This window comes from Streptomyces sp. NPDC086989 (assembly GCF_044745505.1).
Lineage (GTDB): Bacteria > Actinomycetota > Actinomycetes > Streptomycetales > Streptomycetaceae > Streptomyces.
Genome location: NZ_JBIVAL010000006.1, coordinates 44,582 through 62,884 on the forward strand (window position 1 = coordinate 44,582; position 18,303 = coordinate 62,884).

An 18,303-nucleotide genomic window follows, 5' to 3' on the forward strand; every position below is an offset into this window, starting at 1 on the left:
GAGTGGCACGCTGGTGGCATGGCACCTGTCAGTCATGCCACCAGCGAGAGCCGCGGCGAGGGCCGCTGGCTGCTGCGCTTCGAGGTGCACGTGCCGAGTGCGTACGAGGCCGTGTGGCCCGCCCTGACCACGGCGGACGGCCTGCGCGGCTGGCTGGCCGCGGCGGACGTCCTGGAGCGCAGGCTCGGCGGAGCCGTCACCCTGCACTGGCTGAACGGCGGGGCGACGGTGTCGGGCCGCGTCACGGCCTGGGACGTCGAGCGCGTAGTGGAGTACACGGTGGAGGGGCACGGCCGGATGCGCTTCCACCTGGAGGCGGTGGGTACGGACTCGACCGTGATCCGCTTCCTCAACGAGCGGGACGGCACGCAGGAGGACCGCCTGGACTCCCTGGCGGGCTGGCACCACCACTTCGAACTCCTGGAATCAGCGCTCCAGGGCCATCCGGCCGACTGGTCCCGGTGGACCGACGCCCGCTGGGCGCAGCTGCGGGCGTCCTACGCGTCCTTCTCCAGGACGTAGGCGCTGCGCGCGCCCGGATCGCCGTAGAAGAAGTACAGCTCCAGGGTTTGCCTGCGGTCGCGGCGCAGCTCGAAGGTCCACGCGTAGCGGGCGGGCGCGGCCTGCGGGACGGGTGGCGGGGGCGTGCCGCCGCGGGCGCCGGAGCCGGTCGGGGCGGACAGGTGGAGGCGGACGTGCTGGCCGTAGTTCCAGCCGGCGGGTTCCCGGCCGAGGAGCTTCCAGGTGCCGGTTCCGGAGAGCCGCCAGCCGTGGTCCCAGTCCCGCTCCTGGCCGTCGAGGTCGGTGACGGTGGCGCTCCCGTCGGCCCGGAAGACGACTTCGGTGCCCTCGACGCAGCGCCAGGTGCCGACGATCTCGTCGGTGCGCGCGTCGTAGACGGCGGGCACGGCGCGGTGGAGGTGCGGATCGCCTCCGGCCAGGGCGAGCAGGGCCGCGACGGCGACCCCGTACGCGAGCAGATTGCGCAGGACCGTGTCGACGATCCGCGGGCCCCCGCTGTTCTCCGGCACCGGCATCAGGCCATTGTCGCAGCCGCCTTGAACGCGTTCAATCGTGTGTTGCGCCACACGCCGCCCGGCCGGTCGGCCGACCCGTCAGTCCTTGTCCTTGTCGCGGTCCTCGCTGAGCGAGCGCAGGAACTCCGGGTTGTCGTCGGGCGCCACCCACTGCGTCCGGCGCGCCCGGACCCCGCCGATCGCGGACCGCTGACGGCCCGCGAACAGCCACACCACCGGGCCGACGATCGAGAACAGCAGGATGATGATCACCCAGATCACCTTGGGGAGGTGTTTGACCTCTTCCTCCGGGGTGTTCAGGCAGTCGATGAAGGCGTAGATGGTCAGCGCGATGATCAGCAGGAACGGCAGATAGCGCAGCACGGTGTGGGACCGACTCCCCAGCAGTGACGGGGGACCCGCCCGCGGGCCCCGGTGACAGTCCCAGGTTAGTCGGTGACGGATACTGGCCCCTATGGCTTACGACGATCTCCGCTCGCTGCTCCGGGCTCTGGAGCGGGAGGGCGACCTCAAGCGCATCAAGGCCGAAGTCGACCCGTACCTGGAGGTCGGGGAGATCGTCGACAGAGTGAACAAGGCGGGAGGCCCCGCCCTCCTCTTCGAGAACGTCAAGGGCTCGGCGATGCCGCTGGCCATGAACGTCTTCGGCACCGACCGCCGCCTCCTGAAGGCCCTCGGCCTCAAGTCGTACGGCGAGATCAGCGAGAAGATCGGCGGCCTGCTCAAGCCGGAGCTCCCGCAGGGCTTCATCGGCGTACGCGAGGCCTTCGGCAAGCTCGGCTCGATGGTGCACGTGCCGCCGAAGAAGGTGAAGGGCGACGCCGCCCCCGTCCAGGAGGTCGTCCTCACCGGGGACGACGTCGACCTGGACCAGCTGCCGGCGCTGTTCACCTGGCCCAAGGACGGCGGCTCCTTCTTCAACCTCGGCCTCACGCACACCAAGCACCCCGAGACGGGCGTGCGCAACCTCGGCCTCTACCGCCTGCAGCGCCACGACAAGCGCACCATCGGCATGCACTGGCAGATCCACAAGGACAGCCGCAACCACTACGCCGTCGCCGCCAAGCGCGGCGAGCGCCTCCCGGTCGCGATCGCCTTCGGCTGTCCGCCGGCCGTCACCTACGCCTCGACCGCGCCGCTGCCGGGCGACATCGACGAGTACCTGTTCGCCGGGTTCATCGCGGGCAAGCGGATCGAGATGGTCGACTGCAAGACGGTCCCGCTCCAGGTCCCGGCCAACGCCGAGGTCGTCATCGAGGGCTGGCTGGAGCCGGGCGAGATGCTGCCGGAGGGCCCCTTCGGCGACCACACCGGTTTCTACACCCCGCAGGAACCGTTCCCCGCGCTGAAGATCGACTGCGTGACGATGCGCAGGCGCCCGCTGATCCAGTCGATCGTCGTCGGCCGGCCGCCGACCGAGGACGGACCGCTGGGCCGCGCCACGGAGCGGTTCTTCCTGCCGCTCCTGAAGATCATCGTGCCGGACATCGTGGACTACCACCTGCCCGAGTCGGGCGGCTTCCACAACTGCGCGATCGTCTCGATCGACAAGAAGTACCCCAAGCACGCCCAGAAGGTCATGCACGCCATCTGGGGCGCGCACATGATGTCGCTGACCAAGCTGATCGTCGTGGTGGACTCCGACTGCGACGTCCACGACCTGCACGAGGTGTCCTGGCGGGCGCTCGGCAACACGGACTACTCCCGCGACCTCACGGTCGTGGAGGGCCCGGTCGACCACCTCGACCACGCTTCGTACCAGCAGTTCTGGGGCGGCAAGGCGGGCATCGACGCCACGAGGAAACTCCCCGAGGAGGGCTACACCCGCGACGGCGGCTGGCCCGACATGGTGGAGTCCGACCCGGCGACCGCGGCCCTCGTGGACCGCCGCTGGAAGGAGTACGGACTGTGAGCACGGCCATGGGCGGACCCGCCCTCTTCATCGGCACCGACACGGCGTACGTGGCCGTCGTGCGCCCGCGCCTGGACCCGGAGGACCCCGAGGTCCGCGAGGCGGCCGTACAGGCCGGCGTCTCGCCGGAGGAGTTCGCGGGCCCCGGCAACGTCTGGGCGCTGATGTGGGAGGACGGGAGCGGCGGGGGCGGCGGCTTCGAGCTGCCGGGCCTGCGGGACGCGGAGGCCGAGGACTTCGCCGACCGCCTGCTGGCCGAGCTGTCGTTCGAGAGCGGGCCGTTCATCGTGGGGGCGGGTGAGGTGCTGCGCCTCCAGGCCTACCCGGGCGAGGGCGGCGAGGACTGCCGCTTCCTGTGCACCGTCACCCCGCCCGAGGGCGAGGAGCTGTCCCCGGTGACGCTGGAGATCCCGTCCGTGGACGCCGACGCGCTCCGCGCCGACCTCGAAGACTTCCGGAGAGCCCTCGCATGATGACCACCGCCGACGGGGTCATCGGCCCCGGTTCCGAGCCGCAGGCACCCGGCAAGGTCAAGGCGTTCCTGCGGCTCGTGATGATCGAGCACTCGGTCTTCGCGCTGCCCTTCGCCTACATCGCGGCACTGACGGCCATGTTCCGGCTCGACCGCACGATGCACTGGGCCGAACTGCTGCTGGTCACCGTCTGCATGGTCGGGCTGCGGACGTTCGCGATGGCCGCGAACCGGATCATCGACCGGGAGATCGACGCCCGCAACCCCCGCACCGCCGGGCGCGAGCTTGTCACGGGCGCCGTGTCCGTGCGGTCGGCCTGGACCGGTGCCGGGATCGCGCTGGCCGTCTTCCTCGGGTCGGCGGCGCTGCTGAACCCGCTCTGCCTGGCGCTGGCGCCGGTCGCGGTGATCCCGATGGTGGTGTACCCGTACGGCAAGCGGTTCACGAACTTCCCGCACGCCATCCTGGGCCTGGCCCAGGCGATGGGCCCGGTCGGGGCCTGGCTGGCCGTCACCGGCACGTGGTCCTGGGACGCGGTGATCCTGGGCCTCGCGGTGGGCGTGTGGATCGGCGGCTTCGACCTGATCTTCGCCTGCCAGGACGTGGCCGCCGACCGCGCCGACGGCGTCAAGTCCGTCCCGGCGCGCTTCGGCGTTCCGGCCGCCCTGTGGGGCGCGCGCAGCGCGCACGTCGTGACGACGGGCCTGCTGGCCTGGTACGCGGTGGCGACGGACGCGGGCCCGTTCTTCTGGTTCGGCCTGCTGGTGGTCGTGGGGGCGTTCCTCTACGAGCACACGATCGTGAAGCCGCACGACCTGTCCCGCCTGAACCGGGCCTTCTTCACGGTGAACGGTTTCATCGGCATGGCCCTCTTCGCCTGCGCCCTGGCCGACCTCGTGGCCCGCGGCCTGACGCCGTAGGCACCGGCGGGTTTCAGCCCCGCGGGGCCGGGCGGCGGAAGCGGAAGGCCGCCGCCGTGCCCGCCAGCAGGCCGAAGAGGTGGGCCTGCCAGCTGACGGCGGAGTCGGTCGGCAGGATGCCGGTCACGATGACGGTGCCCCAGTACGCGGCGATCGCGAGGCCGACCAGCACGCCCAGCGGCCGGCGTTCGACGAAGCCGCGGGCCAGCAGGTAGCCGAAGAGGCCGAAGACCAGGCCCGAGGCGCCCGCCGTGACGGTGCCCGACGGGGAGACCAGCCAGACGCCGAGCCCGTCCACGAGGACGACCACCGCGCACAGCGCGAGGAAGCGGCGGATCCCGCTCAGCGCGGCGACGAAGCCGAGGACCAGCAGCGGGACGCTGTTGGACGCCACGTGGTCGAAGCCGAAGTGGAGGAACGGCGCCAGCGGGATCCCGGTCAGCCCGTCGGCGGTGCGGGCGGTGATCCCGTACGCGTCGAGGGCGTGCCCGGTGGCCAGGTCGGCCAGCTCGATCAGCCAGAGCAGTGCCACCCAGCCCAGCATCAGCTGTGCGGCGGCCTTGGCCCGGTCCGCCTGGCGCCACTCGTCGAGCCGTACGCCCCCGCCTGTTTCGGCCATGTCCTGATCCCCCCCGCTGTCGGTGCTCGGGCCACCTTACTCAGCGTCGCTCCGCGGTGGCCGGATAGTCTCGGAGGTATGACTGACGGCAAGCGCACCCCGTGGGTGGTCGGGGTTTCCGGGGCGTCCGGGACGCCGTACGCGGCGGCGGTGATCCGCGGACTGCTGGCGGCGGGGGAGAGCGTGGACCTGGTGGTCAGCCGGGCTTCGCGGCTGACCCTGCTGGACGAGACCGGGATCGCCTTCCGCGACGCGCACTGGCGGGACGATCTGGCCACGTGGCTGGAGCGGGGGGCGGACGGCAAGCCGGGGACGAACGCACGGCCGGAACTGGACGACGTCCGCTACTGGGGCGCCGGCGACCTGGCCGCCGGGCCGAGTTCGGGCTCGTACCCCGTGCACGGGATGCTGATCGTGCCGGCGTCCACGGCCTGCGTGGCGGGTGTGGCGCTCGGGCTGTCGAAGGACCTGCTCCAGCGCGTCGCGAGCGTGACGCTCAAGGAGCGGCGCCGACTGGTGGTCGCGGTGCGGGAGACCCCGCTGAACGGGCAGACGCTGAAGCATCTGGTGGCGCTGGACGAGGCGGGCGCCGTGGTGCTGCCCGCCTCTCCGGCGTTCTATGCGGGTGCGACGCACATCCAGGACCTGGTGGATTTCGTCGCGGGGCGGGTGCTGGATGCGGCAGGGGTGCCGCACCGGCTGTACCGCCGGTGGGAGGGGGAGCTCGGTGGTGCGCTGGCTTCCCGCCCCCGGGAGGCAAACGGTGGCTAGCGCTTCTTGGCGCGGCCCGGCTTGCGGGTCCGGTCGACGCGGTGGGCGGCGGCGGGCTGGTCGGTGCGGGATCGGTTGGCCAGCTCCTGGAGCTGTCGCATGTGTGCGTAGGCCATCTCGATCGTGTACACGGTAACCACTCCTGATGTCGTCAGATCATCGAGATCATCGCTGATCTGTTGAAAGATTCACAGGGTGTTGACCCTGTGCGCCTTTGATTCTATACGTAAACTTGCGGGATCGCCGAATAATGGAAGGCTCCAGGTATATGGACGCGGTGGATAGGCAGCTCATCCAGGCACTTCGTGAGAACGGACGTGCCTCGTACGCGGAGCTGGGCCGGCTCGTGGGCCTCTCCGGTCCCAGCGTCACCGACCGGATCAACCGGCTCGAATCGGCCGGCGTGATCACCGGCTACCGCGCGACCGTCGACGCGGCCTCGCTCGGCCTCGGCGTCACGGCGCTCATCGGCATCTCCCTCTCCGACGCCGCGGACCACGAGGACGTGGCCCGCCGCCTGCGTGACCTGGCGGAGATCGAGGACTGCTGGTTCATCGCGGGCGACGACTCGTACATGCTCAAGGTGCGGGCCGGCGACGTGGACGGCCTGGAGCGGATCATCCGGAAGCTCTCCAGCACCAAGGGCGTCTCGCGCACCCGTACCACCATCGTGCTCTCCACCAAGTGGGAGAACCGGGTCGGGGACCTGCCCGAAGAGCGCTAAGAGTACGGTGGGTGGCGGTTGCAGGCAGCACAGGACGCGTAGAGGAGACGACCGGAATGGACGCTGGGCTCAAGCGTGAGCTGGAGGACAAGGTTCGCTCCGGCGAGCGGCTGACCCGTGAGGACGGCATCGCCCTCTACGAGTCCGACGACCTGGCCTGGCTGGGCGGCCTGGCCCACGAGGTGCGCACGCGCAAGAACGGCGACGTCGTCCACTTCAACGTCAACCGCCACCTCAACATGACGAACGTGTGCACCGCGTCGTGCGCCTACTGCTCGTTCCAGCGCAAGCCGGGCGAGAAGGACGCGTACACGATGCGCATCGAGGAGGCCGTGCGCCTGGCCAAGGCCATGGAGAACGAGAACCTCACCGAGCTGCACATCGTCAACGGCCTGCACCCCAGCCTGCCGTGGCGGTACTACCCGCGCTCGCTCTCCGCGCTGAAGGAGGCGCTGCCGAACGTCTCGCTGAAGGCGTTCACGGCGACCGAGATCCACCACTTCGAGACGATCTCCGGGATGTCGGCCTCCGACATCCTCGACGAGCTGATCGAGGCCGGCCTGGAGTCCCTCACCGGCGGCGGCGCGGAGATCTTCGACTGGGAGGTCCGCCAGCACATCGTCGACCACAAGACCCACTGGGAGGACTGGTCGCGCATCCACCGCCTGGCGCACTCCAAGGGCCTCAAGACCCCGTCGACCATGCTCTACGGGCACATCGAGGAGCCGCGCCACCGCGTGGACCACGTGCTGCGGCTGCGCGAGCTCCAGGACGAGACCGGTGGCTTCCAGGTCTTCATCCCGCTGCGCTACCAGCACGACTTCGTGGACATGCAGGACGGCAAGGTCCGCAACAAGCTCCAGGCGCGCACGACGATGGCGACGGGCGCGGAGGCGCTGAAGACCTTCGCGGTCTCGCGTCTCCTCTTCGACAACGTGCCGCACGTCAAGGTCTTCTGGGTGATGCACGGCGTGCAGACCGCCCAGCTGGCCCTCCAGCACGGTGCGGACGACATGGACGGCTCGGTCGTCGAGTACAAGATCACGCACGACGCGGACAACTACGGCACGCCGAACAAGCTGGGCCGTGACGATCTGCTGGAACTGATCCGCGAGGCGGGCTTCCGCCCCGTCGAGCGCAACACGCGGTACGAGATCATCCGCGAGTACCCCGGCCCGGACGCGGCGCTGCGCGAGACCCCGCAGGCGATGCGCGTCTGACGCCCGGCCGACTCGACGAAGGCCCCGGTCCCACGAGGACCGGGGCCTTTTCCGTTGCCCGCCAGGGTGTGTAATAGATACTCTCGTCCCATGACCCTTACTTTCACGTTCGAGCCGACGGTCGACCGGGAGCTGCGCGACGGCCTCGTACGGCTGTGGACCGACGTCTCCAACGCGGGCGGCGCGGTCGGCTTCGTCCCGCCGGTGACCGCGGGCGACATCCGCCCCGAGCTCGTCAAGCACCTCGTGGCCATGGCCGAGGAGCGCCACCGGCTCGTCGTCGGGCGGGACGCGGACGGGCGGGTGTGCGCAGCCGCTTTCCTCGCGCACAACGGCCACGCGCTGCAGCGGCACTGGGCCTGGGTCTACACCGTCATGGTCAGCCCCGAACTCCAGGGCCGCGGCGCGGGGCGCGCCCTGATGGAGGCCGTCGCCGACGCGGCGCGCTCCCTGGGCGGCCTCGACGCGCTGCGGCTCGGCTGCCGCGGGGGCCACGGGCTGGAGCACTTCTACGCGGCCTGCGGCTACAAGGAGGTCGGCCGTGTCCCGGGCGCGATCCGGGTGGCCCCGGGCGACGACCGCGACGACATCACCATGCTGCTGCCGCTCGTTTGACCCCCGGCGGGTTTGTCCGTACCTGCGCCGTGCTTCACTGGACGGGCACGTGACGACGTACCGACGAGAGAGAAGGGGTCACCGTGTCCCTCAAGCCGAGCGCGACGATCCGCTACACCGCGATGCGGCTGGGCATCTTCGTCGGATGCCTCGTCCTGGTCGCCGTCCTGGTCAACGTGGGCTGGGTGCCCGCCGGCCTCGGCGACGCCAACCCCGCCTGGGTCGTGCTGCTCGCCCTGGTGATCTCCGCGCCGCTGTCCTTCGTACTGCTGCGCAAGCAGCGCGACGAGATGTCCGCGCAGATCTCCGGACGCGTCGCGGGTGCGAAGGAGCGGCTCGCCGCGAACCGCTCCCAGGAGGACGCGGCCGACGACGCCGCCCGCACCTGAGCCGGCCCCGGGTTAGCTTCCTCACACACCGAACCGCACCGAACCGCCCCTGCACCGGGATTCCCCCCGTGTGCCGGGGCGTTCGGCGTTTCCGGGGGCCCTGCGCCCCACTGGCTCAAAGTGCACCTTTGAGAACCTCAAAGGGAAAGTGTTAGCGTGTTAAACATGTTGACCACAGTTGCGCACGAAATGACCACGAGCGTCCCGCTCGTGGCGCGCCTGCACGTCGACCTCTGCCGCCGCGTGACCGCGGCCTGTTGTGGCCGTCGCTGAGCCCACGCCGTTCTTCCCTTCCCCCCTCTTCTTTGCGCATCACCCCCGGAGTGTGTCCGTGTCCGCGACCCCTCAGGCCCCCGCCAAGGCCTCTTTCAAGTTCCCGTTCTGGGCCCAGATCGTCACCGGCCTCGTGCTCGGTGTCCTGTTCGGCTGGATAGCCCGCAGCCAGGACGTCAGCTGGCTCGCCACCACCCTGGAGCAGATCGGCGACATCTTCGTCCAGCTGTTGAAGCTGGCCGTCGCGCCGCTCGTCTTCTTCGCGATCCTGGTGTCCATCACCAACCTGCGGAAGGTGAACAACGCGGCCCGGCTCGCCTCCCGCACGCTGCTCTGGTTCATGATCACCTCGCTGATCGCCGTGGGCATCGGCCTCGCGATCGGCCTGCTGACCAACCCGGGCGCCGGCACCGGCCTCACCCCGCAGGACGGCAAGCTGCCCAAGCGCACCGGCTCCTGGCTCGACTTCCTGACCGGCATCGTCCCGAAGGACATCGTCACGCCGTTCACCGAGCTGAACGTGCTCCAGATCGTCTTCCTCGCCGCCGTCGCCGGCATCGCCGCCCTCCAGCTCGGCAACAAGGCGCAGCCGCTGCTGACCGTCGCCGAGTCGGTCCTGGAGCTCCTCCAGAAGGCACTGTGGTGGGTCATCCGCCTCGCCCCGATCGGCACCGTCGGCCTGATCGGCACCGCCATCGCCTCGTACGGCTGGGAGCTCATCGGCAAGTACGCGACCTTCACCGCCGACGTCTACGTCGGCTCGGCGCTCGTCATGTTCGGCGTGTACCCGCTGCTCCTCGCCACGGTCGCCAAGGTCAACCCGATCCAGTTCTTCAAGGGCGCCTGGCCCGCGATCCAGCTGGCCTTCGTCTCCCGCTCCTCGGTCGGCACCATGCCGGTCACCCAGAAGGTCACCGAACGCCTCGGCGTCCCGAAGGAGTACGCCTCCTTCGCCGTCCCGTTCGGCGCGACCACGAAGATGGACGGCTGCGCCGCGATCTACCCGGCGCTCGCCGCGATCTTCATCGCGCAGATCTTCGACGTCCAGCTGACGATCACCGACTACCTGCTGATCGCCTTCGTCTCGGTGGTCGGCTCGGCCGCCACGGCCGGCCTGACCGGTGCCACCGTCATGCTGACGCTGACCCTGTCCACCCTGGGCCTGCCCCTGGAGGGCGTGGGCCTGCTGATGGCGATCGACCCGATCCTGGACATGATGCGCACCGCCACCAACGTCGCCGGCCAGGCCCTGGTCCCGGTCGTGGTCGCGGCCCGCGAGGGGATCCTGGACAAGAAGGCCTACGAGGCCGCCTCGTCCTCCCCCCTGGACGAGGCCACCCCGGTCCCCGTCCCCGCCTGACCGCTCCAGCCCCCGCAGCCCCCGCCCCCGCCCGGGCGGGGGCTGCGGTGCGTCCGGCGACGGGCGGCGCTCAGTCGACCCCGTGCAGATAGACCCGGCTGCTGCGGTCGTCGGCCCGCGCCACGGCGACCTTCAACCAGTCCAGCTCGTCCTTGCAGGGCGCACAGACCTGCCCCTCCCGCACGTTCGCGAGCGATTCGGGCTCCGGGAGCCCGAGGTGCGCGAAGGGCGTTGCCGGCTCCCCCTCTCCGGCCCACGGCTTTTCGCCCAGCCGCAGGGGGCGCTCCGGCCGGAGCCGGTCGAGGAAGCCGTCCACCTCGTCCGTCGGCAGGACGAACGCGAGGATCAGCCCGTCGTCCTGGAAGCCCTTGTGGCGGGCGGCCCGGGCATCGGTCGCCGTCGCGGGCACCTGCACCTGAAGGGTCTGCGCGACGGACACCACGGTGGCCCCCTCCTCCCAGTGCGGCGCATCGCGGACGTCACGCCCCCCGCCCACCCCGGAGCACCCGCCGAGCAGGGCGACGACTCCGACGACGGCACCCACGAGACCGGGCCGCCGCATCCCCCGCCGCACACCACTCACAGGGTTGCGGCGCGGATGTAGGCGATTGCGCCCAGGACGAGGGGGACGGCGTACCACCAGCGGTTCATCGTGCGGCGGTAGACCGGGAGGAGGGAGAGGAGCAGGCCGGCGAAGCTGATGCACAGCGCGAGCCCGCCCATCGTGCGGGCGTCCTCGCGCATGCGGTGGTCCAGGGGCGAGATCGGCTCCGCCGACAGCAGGAGGAAGCAGATGTAGGCCGCGGGCAGGTAGATGAGGGCCAGCGGGACGCCCAGGACCCATTGGAGGCAGCCCCGGTCCTCGGGCAGGTCGATGTTCTCGCGCCCGTACGTCATTGCATGGCCTTCTTCACGTTGCCGAGGTTGTTGCGGAAATCATCGCCGTAGTCCTGGGCCTTCTTCGACTCCCAGTACGGTCCGCCGTTGTAGCGGGCGGCGATCTCCTGCATCTGGGCCTCGGTCAGCTGGTCCGCCGGGACGTCGGCGTAGCCGGTCTCCTCCTTGATCTGGGCCAGGAAGCCGGCTGCGATGAACGCGTTCTGCTTCGGGTCCTGGAGCGCGGACTTCACCACGTTGCGCTGCTGCTCGGTGAGGTGTTCCGGGTCGTAGCCGAGCACCTCGGCCCCGCGCCGCAGCTGGACGGCGATCGGGCCGAAGGAGGTCTCGTCCGGCCTGCCGCCCGCCCGGTCCGGCAGGTTCTCCGCCGTGATCGGGCTCAGGCCCCACGGTGCGTCGGCGGCCTGGCGGAAGAAGTCGACGCCGTCGTCGAAGATGCCCGGCTGGCCGCCGACCTCCTTCCACGCGATGCCGGCGACCATCTCCTCCGGCAGCCCGGCCCGCTGCGCGGCCGCGCGCAGGATCTCCTTGTTGTTGCGGATCCACTCCGCCCGCCCCTCGTCCGACTGCGGCGGGTCCCAGTAGTTGTCGTCCGCCTCCGGCAGCCCCGCCACCCGCATCCGGATGTCGCGCAGCTCGGGGGAGACCGGGTCGTTGCCGACCGGCCCGGTCATGTCCTTCTTCGGGCCGCTGCCCGGCAGATGGGTCAGGGGGTTGGCGCGGGCCTCGGCCGCCTCGCGGCGGATGTCGGCCATGGCCGCGTAGACGTCGACCCCGCCCCCGCCGCCGGCGCCGCTCTTGACCTTGAACTCGGGCAGCAGCTCGTACGCCTGCTTCAGCGCGTGCACGCAGACGCTGCGGGCCTCACCCTCGGCCGTCTTGGCCTGGTGGAAGCTGCCGCCCGCGTCGTCGTGGAGCCGGTTCGCCTCGTCGCGGATGTCGTCCACGTCCATGGTCAGCTCGGCGAAGAAGTCCATGACGCCGGTCGTCGCCCGCATGTCCTCCCACTGGCACATCGGCTCCGCCTCCTGCGCCGTGCGCGTGATCGCGGTGCCCTTGGTGGCGATGAGCGCAGCGAGCTTGCGCTCGGTGCGCTTGCCGTTCGAGTAGTGCGACTTGGCGGTGGTCAGCGCCGCGGCGTACGCGTGCAGGGCGCTGGCGGCCTTGTCGTACCCCTCGGCCATGTGGAGGACGAGCTGGCGGGCCTCCGAGAGGCGGTCGGTGTACGTGTGGCTGCCGTCGCTCTGCCACTGGGTACCGGTCTCGGCGCGCCGGGCGGGCTCCTCGATCTGGACCAGGAGGTCGCGCAGCCGCTTGAACTCGGCTGCGTTGCGTTCCACCAGAGCGGGGTGGCACTCCTCCAGGAACTGGACGTCCTTGCGGTGGCTCAGGGTCACTTCGACTCCGGCTTCACGTACTGGCCCCCGTCGAGGATGTTGTCGAGGAAGTTGCGGGCGGTGCTGTCGTCGACCTGCGCGAAGCTCGTGCCGGTGGTCTTGAGCTTGGTGGCCAGGGCGGCGAACAGGTTGATCGTGTCCTTGAACTGGTCATCGGCGAAGCGGGCGAAGCGCAGGGCCTGCGCCGAGACGTCCGCGTGGGCCCGCGGGGCGCGGGCCATGGTGCTCGCGTCGCCGTCGGGGCGGCCCTCGTGGAGGAGCGCGGCGATCTCGATCAGCAGGTTGGCGTTGCCGTTGATGGACTGCGCCCCGGCGACGAGGCTCCCGGCCGGGCTCCCCGCCGTGCTCGCGTCGGCGGGCACGTGGTTGAGGCGCATGGCGGGTGACTGCTGCGCGAGTACGGCGGCCTTGTGCTGGGCCCATTCCGTGTCGAACGACATGTGTCCCCTGGTGAGTTGAACGTCGGACATGGCTAGAATTCGGTAGTCATGTCCATGCTAATACGGGGAAATCGCACATGGAGTTCCGCAACACGCGGCGAGCGCTGGCCGGATTCGGTGCCGCCGTGACCCTGCTGGCCGACTTCTCCGGTACCGCGCAGGCCTCCTCCACCGCCCCCTACATCGGCTACGGCTACTCCACCTCCGGTCCGGGCGTGAAGTGCGCCCAGATCTTCGCCAACCGCTACGGCGGGTACTCGGGGCACATCCGGGAAGACGGCCGCTACGGGTCTGAGACGCAGGCGGCGATCAAGCAGTTCCAGGCCCGCGCGAGCCGGGCGCCGTACAACTACCCGCTGTCGGTCGACGGCGTGGTCGGCAGGCAGAGCGGCGCGGCCATGCTCCGGATCGCCCGTGACGACCACGACCTCGAACCGTGGATCTACGACACCTGCGTCCACCACCTGCCCAGCTGAACCGGCCCATGGGCCCTCCCCCAGCCACCCGGACACCCCGCTGGACGCGGCCGGTTGTTGATCAACTGGCTTGCTACGGGGGACTGGTGACGGTACGGGAGTTGTGTGCGGCGGCCCGGGTGATCGGACGGCGCAACGCACTGCGCTACCTGGCGATCGGGGTCGGGGCCTCGCCCGCCGCGCCCCCGGCTCCCGCCCCGTCCGCCCCCGGCGTGGCGGCCCGGGCCTTGACACCGTCTCGCTCGCCCTCCCGTGGAAGCCGCCGGGCGCGAGCGGCACGGGCGACGGCCAGCAGTTGAAGGTGACCTACAAGGGCAAGGTCCTGCGCATCGTCCACGACGACGGCCACGGCAGCGAGTCGGTGCACGTCTGCACCCGTGCCTGAGGGCCTCGTCAGATGCCGGACGCGTGGGCCACGAACCCGGCCCAAGCGCCGGGCCCGACCGTCAGGTGGGCCCGCCGGATGTCCTTGGAGTCCCGGACCAGGACGGCGTCGGGGGTGGCAGCCACCTCGACGCAGTCGTTGATGTTGCTGCTGTCGCTGTAGCTGCTCTTGAACCAGGCGACCTCGACGCAGTCCTCCCCGTTGCTGCTGCTGTAGCTGCTCTCCCGCCCGCATGTCGGCGGCCTCGCGCCAGGCCTTGAGCTGGCGGCCCAGCGCGGCCACCACGGCCCCGCCCTGTTCGTCCTCCGGGTCCACGTCCCAGCCGGGCTCTTCCGTACCGTCACTGCTGTCCACGCTCATGCCGCGCCCACCTCCGACGAGCCGATGTCCTCCGCGCCCCGTACCCGGCGGCCCCGTCCGGACAGCCCGGACAGGGCCGGACAACCACCGGACAGACGCGGGACGTACGGGCGGTGCCGCTTCTCACGTCACGCACGGGCCGCCACGCTGAGTGACGTGATTCCTCAACTCGTCGACTTTCACGTCCAGCTGTCCGCCACACCGCGCGGGGCTCGACTCGGCCGGGTGCTCGCCGCCGAACAACTGCGCTCCTGGGGGCTGCCCTTGGAGGTGCCCGCGCAGATCATCGCGGAGCTCGCCACCAACGCCGTGACCCACGGGCGGGTGCCCGGACGGGACTTCCGGCTGGCACTCACCGTCACCCCCGACACCCTGCTCATCGAGGTGACGGACCCCCGGGGCGACCGGATCCCGCAGATCCGCGAGCCGGGGCGGGGGCTCGTGCTGGTCGAGGCGCTCGCGGACCGTTGGGGCGTACGGGAAGGGCCGGCCCCCTGCAAGGTGGTGTGGGCGGAGGTGCCGCTCGCCACCGTCCCCCGGGGCGTCGCGATCCGGCGCGCTTAGACGCATAAAGACCAAAGCACCGGTGGGAAGAACCAACCCACCCACCCCACCCGACCACCGTCGGACCCCCGTCGCCCGGTCGGGTGAACTGTGCCAACCGGGCTGGATTCGGGGATGGTTGGCGGGCATATGCTCGGCCCCGACAACAACCACAGACATGAGACGGCCCCCGGCGGGACTGGCATCCCGGTCGAGGGCCTGACCAAGTAGGAAGCAGACCTTCCTCATGGCTCTTCGGCAGCCTAGCGTGCCCTCGCGCGACTCGTCCCGGGTTCCCGCCGGGACGCCCCGATCCGGTGTCATCCACGTCAACACGTGGCACGCCAGTCACTACACCGTGATCGGCAATCACCTCCTCCAGCACCGCGAGCTGTCGGCGACGGCCATCGGGATCGCGGGGCACATCCAGTCGCTGCCGGGCGGCGCCCCGGTCGGCATCAGGGCGCTCATGGACCGGTTCCCGGAGGGCGAGAAGCGCATCAGCGCAGCCCTGCGCGAGCTGGAGCGGTGCGGTTACCTGGAACGCCGGACCGAGCGGCTGGCCACCGGCCGGGTGGTGACCCGCACGTACTCGTACAACAAGCCGCGGACCGGCCCGGACGAGCCGCCTCCTCCGCCTCCTCCGCCTCCGCCCTCGCGCAGCGAGCCCGCTTCGGCCCCGGCTCCGGACGCGGCCCCGGCCCCGTGCCCGGACGCTGACGCGGACCCGGGACCGGGCGCGGACCCGGCCCTGACGGCGGACCCGACGCCAGACCCGGCCCCGTGCCCATGTTCGGCCCCGGACCGGGAGCGGACCCCGACGCCGGACGCGGATCCGGCCCCGGCCCCGGGCCCGGCACCGGGCCCGGACGCGGACCGGGAGCCGACCCCGACGCCGGACCCGACGCCGGACCCGGCCTTGTGCCCGGACGCGGACCGGGAGTCGCACTCCGGCCCGTCCCCGGATTGCGGCCCGTCCACGGATTCCGGCCCGAGCCGGGATCCTGCCCGGGAACCGGCCGCGGGGGTGGACCCCGGTGGGAGTCCGGGCCACGGGACGGGCTGGGGCCCGGTTTCCGGATCCTGGCCCGCGCCGCGGCACCTGCACCCCGGGGCGGCCGATCTGCTCGCCGGTCTGCGGCACCTCGACCCGCGCCTGCTCCTGGCCGCGCGCGACGTGGAGCGCCTCGCACCCGGCGTAGCGGCCTGGCTGGACCGGGGTGCGGACCCCGAGGCGGTCGGGCTGGCCCTGACCACGAACCTCCCGGAGCCGATGCGCAGCCCCGCCGCGGTACTGGCGTACCGCCTCAAAGAGCTGCTCCCACCCCACCTGCCGCAGGCCTCGGCGTCGAAGCCCGTCAGACGCCCGGACCCCTTCCAGACCTGTGACGGCTGCGAACGCGCCTTCCGCTCCCCGTATCCGGGCCGCTGCCGCGACTGCCCGCCGCCGCCCGCGGTGGCCGCTTAGCCGTCGCTTAGCCGAGCTTGGTCGTGTAGTCGGAGTAGAAGGTCTTGCCCGAGGTGTGGTCGATGACCTTGGCCCGGCAGGTGCCGCGGGCGCCGACGGCGAAGACGTAGCTGCGGGTCTGGTTCGGGCTGATCCAGAACGCACCCTGGTCGCCGTAGGGCGCGCGTCCCGCCGGGCCACGGGTGTGGCAGCCTGGGCCGCATGGCTTCCGTACTGGTGATCGGTTACGACCCGCAGGCGATACCGGGTGTCGACGGGACGGCGCTCCGCGCGGCCCTCGACGCCGAGCTGGCCCGGTTCGGTGAGCACGGCATCGACGCGGCCATGGCGCTGGTCGTCTTCGACGGGTCGACCGAGGCCGCGCTCGTCGCGACGCTGGGCGAACGGCCGTGGGACGTGGTCGTCGTCGGAGGCGGGATCCGCAAGGCGGAGCAACTGCTCGCCCTCTTCGAGCGGATCGTGAACCTGATCCGCACCCACGCCCCTCAGGCGGCCATCGCGTTCAACACCAATGGCGGCGACAGCGTCGAGGCGGCCCGGCGCTGGCTCTGAGCCAGGCGGCGACCTGCGGTTTTCCCTGGACAGCCGAGGCCGGTCCGACATAGCTTCCCCACGCACCCCTTCTGTGGGCGCTCTTCCGTTTCCGTGCCCAGGGGGTCCGTACCGTCATGTCCGCTTCCGGTGTTCTCCGTCCACGCCCACCCTTCCCCGGCCGGGCGGCCGGCCGGAGGGACGCCCTGCTCACGGGCGTGTGCGCCGCGCTGGCGGCGGTGGCCGCCGGTGACGCGTTCTCCGTGTACGTCGGGATCCGCGCCCGTGCGGGAGTGGACGGGGGCGAGGGCTTCGCCTTCGCCTCGCAGGACCACCTGAACGAGACCGATCGGCTGTTCCAGGTGTCGGACCAGATCCACGCGATCACGCTGCTGGCCTGCGCGGCGGTCTTCATCACCTGGTTCCACCGCGCGCGCCGCACGGCCGGCGCGCAGGCGCCCGGCCGCTTCGGCAAGGGGCCGGGCTGGGGCATCGGAGCCTGGTTCATCCCCTTCGCCTGCCTGTGGCTCCCGTACCGGATGGCCGTGGACATGTGGTCGGAGGGCCTGCGGCAGTCGCCCGCCGATGCACGGCAGTCGCCCGCCGATGCGGGCGGCAGCGGCTCCTTCTGGCCCGTCAACCTCTGGTGGGGCTCGTTCGTCGGTTCGAGCCTGCTCCAGCAGTACGCCACGCTGAACTACCGCTCGGCGGCGGACCTCGACGCCTTCCTGGACGCCGTGACGCTGGGCATGACCGCCGACGCCCTGCACATCGCGGCGGCCGCTGCGGCGGCCCACTTCGCGATCCGTCTCACCGGCATGCAGGCCCGTCACGCCTGAGGCGGGCCGTGAAGCGGTCGAGGCCCGGCCCCGGCGGGGGCGGTGTCCGGTGTCCCCGCCGGGGCCGGGAGGCCGGAGCCAGGAGGTCAGTCGGTGAAGACGACCGAGCGGAGCTTGAGTCGCTCCGAGCCGTAGCCCGTGTATGCGCGCAGGGTGAAGTGTGCGCCCTCGCAGCCCGGTTCGGTGAAGACGGTCGCCGGCCTGTCGGTCCGGTTGCGCGGGGAGAAGGCCGGTTCGCTGGCGTTCGGGTCAGCCACCTCCGGCAGGGTGATGCACTCCCAGTCCGCCGGGTCGACGAGCGCCGCCTGCTGAGGGCTGCCGTCGAGGCCGACGTACGAGTACCGGAACTCGCCGGTCGCGGCCGAGGCCGACGTCGGGAGGGTCAGGGCAAGGGTGAAGGCGCCGAAGGCGGCGACGGCGGCATTGCGAAGACGCATCAGGGTTTCCCTCGGGAGAGCGACAACGTGCAGGCACCACCTTTCCGCGCCCCGCGCGGCCCGGTCACCGGTCACCCGCCGCTGAATCGATCCGTCCTCGCCCGAACGGCGCAGCCGGGGCTCCTGTGGCGCCCGGGGGGTCGTGGTGCGCGGGGTGTGGAGGAGTCGGGTGGGTTCGGGTCGGACCGGTCGAAGGGCTGGTCAGAGGGGTTGTCCG

General features: G+C 71.3%; 24 protein-coding genes and 1 pseudogene. 15 read left to right on the forward strand and 10 right to left on the reverse strand.

The window, feature by feature from the left end:
- Nucleotides 1-18 precede the first annotated feature (18 nt).
- Nucleotides 19-522, forward strand: coding sequence for an SRPBCC domain-containing protein (locus tag ACIPK4_RS15660; RefSeq protein WP_054223289.1), 504 nt, complete (start codon nucleotides 19-21; stop codon nucleotides 520-522).
- On the opposite strand, the gene ACIPK4_RS15665 is transcribed toward ACIPK4_RS15660, so the two are convergent.
- Together ACIPK4_RS15665 and ACIPK4_RS15670 are read right to left on the reverse strand one after the other, a co-directional pair.
- Nucleotides 498-1,037, reverse strand: a complete 540-nt coding sequence (locus ACIPK4_RS15665) for a hypothetical protein (protein WP_402313046.1) — start codon at nucleotides 1,035-1,037, stop codon at nucleotides 498-500. The two genes, ACIPK4_RS15660 and ACIPK4_RS15665, sit on opposite strands and share 25 nt — an antisense overlap.
- A 78-nt stretch (nucleotides 1,038-1,115) precedes the next feature.
- A complete protein-coding gene (locus tag ACIPK4_RS15670; protein ID WP_402313049.1) occupies nucleotides 1,116-1,400 on the reverse strand; it encodes a PLD nuclease N-terminal domain-containing protein in 285 nt (94 codons plus the stop codon).
- A 91-nt stretch (nucleotides 1,401-1,491) separates the two neighbouring features.
- On the opposite strand from ACIPK4_RS15670, the gene ACIPK4_RS15675 reads away from it, so the two are divergent.
- Genes ACIPK4_RS15675 through mqnP form a run of 3 tightly spaced genes read left to right on the forward strand, consistent with a single transcriptional unit; the run spans nucleotide 1,492 to nucleotide 4,342 of the window.
- Entirely contained in the window at nucleotides 1,492-2,949 is a 1,458-nt protein-coding gene (locus ACIPK4_RS15675; protein ID WP_402313052.1) for a menaquinone biosynthesis decarboxylase, read from the forward strand.
- On the forward strand, nucleotides 2,946-3,422 hold the full coding sequence (locus ACIPK4_RS15680; protein WP_402313055.1) for a hypothetical protein: 477 nt from the start codon (nucleotides 2,946-2,948) through the stop codon (nucleotides 3,420-3,422). Before ACIPK4_RS15675 ends, ACIPK4_RS15680 begins: the two co-directional genes overlap by 4 nt.
- Entirely contained in the window at nucleotides 3,419-4,342 is a 924-nt protein-coding gene (gene mqnP / locus ACIPK4_RS15685; protein ID WP_402313058.1) for a menaquinone biosynthesis prenyltransferase MqnP, read from the forward strand. Before ACIPK4_RS15680 ends, mqnP begins: the two co-directional genes overlap by 4 nt.
- 13 nt (nucleotides 4,343-4,355) lie before the next feature.
- On the opposite strand, the gene ACIPK4_RS15690 is transcribed toward mqnP, so the two are convergent.
- Nucleotides 4,356-4,961 carry a rhomboid family intramembrane serine protease gene (locus tag ACIPK4_RS15690; RefSeq protein WP_402313061.1) on the reverse strand — a complete coding sequence of 202 codons (606 nt, stop codon included), beginning with the start codon at nucleotides 4,959-4,961 and terminating at the stop codon, nucleotides 4,356-4,358.
- 78 nt (nucleotides 4,962-5,039) lie between these two features.
- On the opposite strand from ACIPK4_RS15690, the gene ACIPK4_RS15695 reads away from it, so the two are divergent.
- Nucleotides 5,040-5,732, forward strand: a complete 693-nt coding sequence (locus ACIPK4_RS15695; protein WP_402313064.1) for a UbiX family flavin prenyltransferase — start codon at nucleotides 5,040-5,042, stop codon at nucleotides 5,730-5,732.
- On the opposite strand, the gene ACIPK4_RS15700 is transcribed toward ACIPK4_RS15695, so the two are convergent.
- Nucleotides 5,729-5,863: a hypothetical protein gene (locus ACIPK4_RS15700; protein WP_327284773.1), complete on the reverse strand. Its 135-nt coding sequence runs from the start codon at nucleotides 5,861-5,863 to the stop codon at nucleotides 5,729-5,731. The genes ACIPK4_RS15695 and ACIPK4_RS15700 overlap by 4 nt on opposite strands.
- 137 nt (nucleotides 5,864-6,000) lie before the next feature.
- On the opposite strand from ACIPK4_RS15700, the gene ACIPK4_RS15705 reads away from it, so the two are divergent.
- The 5 genes from ACIPK4_RS15705 to ACIPK4_RS15725 all read left to right on the forward strand — a co-directional run bounded on the left by ACIPK4_RS15705 (nucleotide 6,001) and on the right by ACIPK4_RS15725 (nucleotide 10,313).
- Nucleotides 6,001-6,456 carry an Lrp/AsnC family transcriptional regulator gene (locus ACIPK4_RS15705; RefSeq protein ID WP_030302184.1) on the forward strand — a complete coding sequence of 152 codons (456 nt, stop codon included), beginning with the start codon at nucleotides 6,001-6,003 and terminating at the stop codon, nucleotides 6,454-6,456.
- Between the two features lie 56 nt (nucleotides 6,457-6,512).
- On the forward strand, nucleotides 6,513-7,676 hold the full coding sequence (gene mqnE / locus ACIPK4_RS15710; protein ID WP_054223295.1) for an aminofutalosine synthase MqnE: 1,164 nt from the start codon (nucleotides 6,513-6,515) through the stop codon (nucleotides 7,674-7,676).
- Between the two features lie 90 nt (nucleotides 7,677-7,766).
- On the forward strand, nucleotides 7,767-8,291 hold the full coding sequence (locus ACIPK4_RS15715; protein ID WP_054223296.1) for a GNAT family N-acetyltransferase: 525 nt from the start codon (nucleotides 7,767-7,769) through the stop codon (nucleotides 8,289-8,291).
- Between the two features lie 122 nt (nucleotides 8,292-8,413).
- Nucleotides 8,414-8,680 carry a DUF4229 domain-containing protein gene (locus ACIPK4_RS15720; RefSeq protein ID WP_082410484.1) on the forward strand — a complete coding sequence of 89 codons (267 nt, stop codon included), beginning with the start codon at nucleotides 8,414-8,416 and terminating at the stop codon, nucleotides 8,678-8,680.
- A 325-nt stretch (nucleotides 8,681-9,005) separates the two neighbouring features.
- Nucleotides 9,006-10,313 (forward strand): dicarboxylate/amino acid:cation symporter, encoded by a 1,308-nt coding sequence (locus ACIPK4_RS15725; protein WP_402313069.1) that lies wholly within the window; start codon nucleotides 9,006-9,008, stop codon nucleotides 10,311-10,313.
- 70 nt (nucleotides 10,314-10,383) lie between these two features.
- On the opposite strand, the gene ACIPK4_RS15730 is transcribed toward ACIPK4_RS15725, so the two are convergent.
- The 4 genes from ACIPK4_RS15730 to ACIPK4_RS15745 are packed head-to-tail and all read right to left on the reverse strand — an operon-like array spanning nucleotide 10,384 to nucleotide 13,077.
- Complete coding sequence (locus ACIPK4_RS15730) at nucleotides 10,384-10,875, reverse strand: hypothetical protein (protein WP_402313072.1); 492 nt, start codon at nucleotides 10,873-10,875, stop codon at nucleotides 10,384-10,386.
- 17 nt (nucleotides 10,876-10,892) lie between these two features.
- The gene (locus ACIPK4_RS15735; protein WP_376198688.1) at nucleotides 10,893-11,210 is read right to left on the reverse strand and encodes a hypothetical protein; all 318 of its coding nucleotides are present in this window, start codon (nucleotides 11,208-11,210) and stop codon (nucleotides 10,893-10,895) included.
- Nucleotides 11,207-12,607 carry a hypothetical protein gene (locus ACIPK4_RS15740; RefSeq protein ID WP_402313075.1) on the reverse strand — a complete coding sequence of 467 codons (1,401 nt, stop codon included), beginning with the start codon at nucleotides 12,605-12,607 and terminating at the stop codon, nucleotides 11,207-11,209. Before ACIPK4_RS15740 ends, ACIPK4_RS15735 begins: the two co-directional genes overlap by 4 nt.
- Entirely contained in the window at nucleotides 12,604-13,077 is a 474-nt protein-coding gene (locus ACIPK4_RS15745; protein ID WP_402313078.1) for a hypothetical protein, read from the reverse strand. The genes ACIPK4_RS15740 and ACIPK4_RS15745 overlap by 4 nt, the downstream gene beginning before the upstream one ends.
- A gap of 47 nt (nucleotides 13,078-13,124) precedes the next feature.
- Here ACIPK4_RS15745 and ACIPK4_RS15750 point away from each other — a divergent pair, with 47 nt between their 5' ends.
- Entirely contained in the window at nucleotides 13,125-13,523 is a 399-nt protein-coding gene (locus ACIPK4_RS15750) for a peptidoglycan-binding domain-containing protein (RefSeq protein WP_402313081.1), read from the forward strand.
- A gap of 393 nt (nucleotides 13,524-13,916) precedes the next feature.
- On the opposite strand, the pseudogene ACIPK4_RS15755 reads toward ACIPK4_RS15750, so the two are convergent.
- Nucleotides 13,917-14,093, reverse strand: a pseudogene (locus ACIPK4_RS15755) (DUF397 domain-containing protein); the annotation flags it as partial.
- Nucleotides 14,094-14,424: 331 nt separating this feature from the next.
- Between ACIPK4_RS15755 and ACIPK4_RS15760 the strand changes: the two are divergent.
- The 4 genes from ACIPK4_RS15760 (at nucleotide 14,425) to ACIPK4_RS15775 (ending at nucleotide 17,649) form a co-directional block, all read left to right on the forward strand.
- A complete protein-coding gene (locus ACIPK4_RS15760) occupies nucleotides 14,425-14,832 on the forward strand; it encodes an ATP-binding protein (protein WP_402313083.1) in 408 nt (135 codons plus the stop codon).
- Between the two features lie 337 nt (nucleotides 14,833-15,169).
- Nucleotides 15,170-16,279: a helix-turn-helix domain-containing protein gene (locus tag ACIPK4_RS15765; RefSeq protein WP_402313086.1), complete on the forward strand. Its 1,110-nt coding sequence runs from the start codon at nucleotides 15,170-15,172 to the stop codon at nucleotides 16,277-16,279.
- Nucleotides 16,280-16,480: 201 nt separating this feature from the next.
- Nucleotides 16,481-16,831 (forward strand): hypothetical protein, encoded by a 351-nt coding sequence (locus ACIPK4_RS15770; protein WP_402313088.1) that lies wholly within the window; start codon nucleotides 16,481-16,483, stop codon nucleotides 16,829-16,831.
- A 116-nt stretch (nucleotides 16,832-16,947) separates the two neighbouring features.
- Nucleotides 16,948-17,649, forward strand: coding sequence for a DUF4328 domain-containing protein (locus ACIPK4_RS15775; protein ID WP_402313091.1), 702 nt, complete (start codon nucleotides 16,948-16,950; stop codon nucleotides 17,647-17,649).
- Between the two features lie 86 nt (nucleotides 17,650-17,735).
- Here ACIPK4_RS15775 and ACIPK4_RS15780 read toward each other — a convergent pair whose 3' ends face one another.
- Complete coding sequence (locus tag ACIPK4_RS15780) at nucleotides 17,736-18,086, reverse strand: hypothetical protein (RefSeq protein ID WP_376201342.1); 351 nt, start codon at nucleotides 18,084-18,086, stop codon at nucleotides 17,736-17,738.
- Nucleotides 18,087-18,303 lie beyond the last annotated feature (217 nt).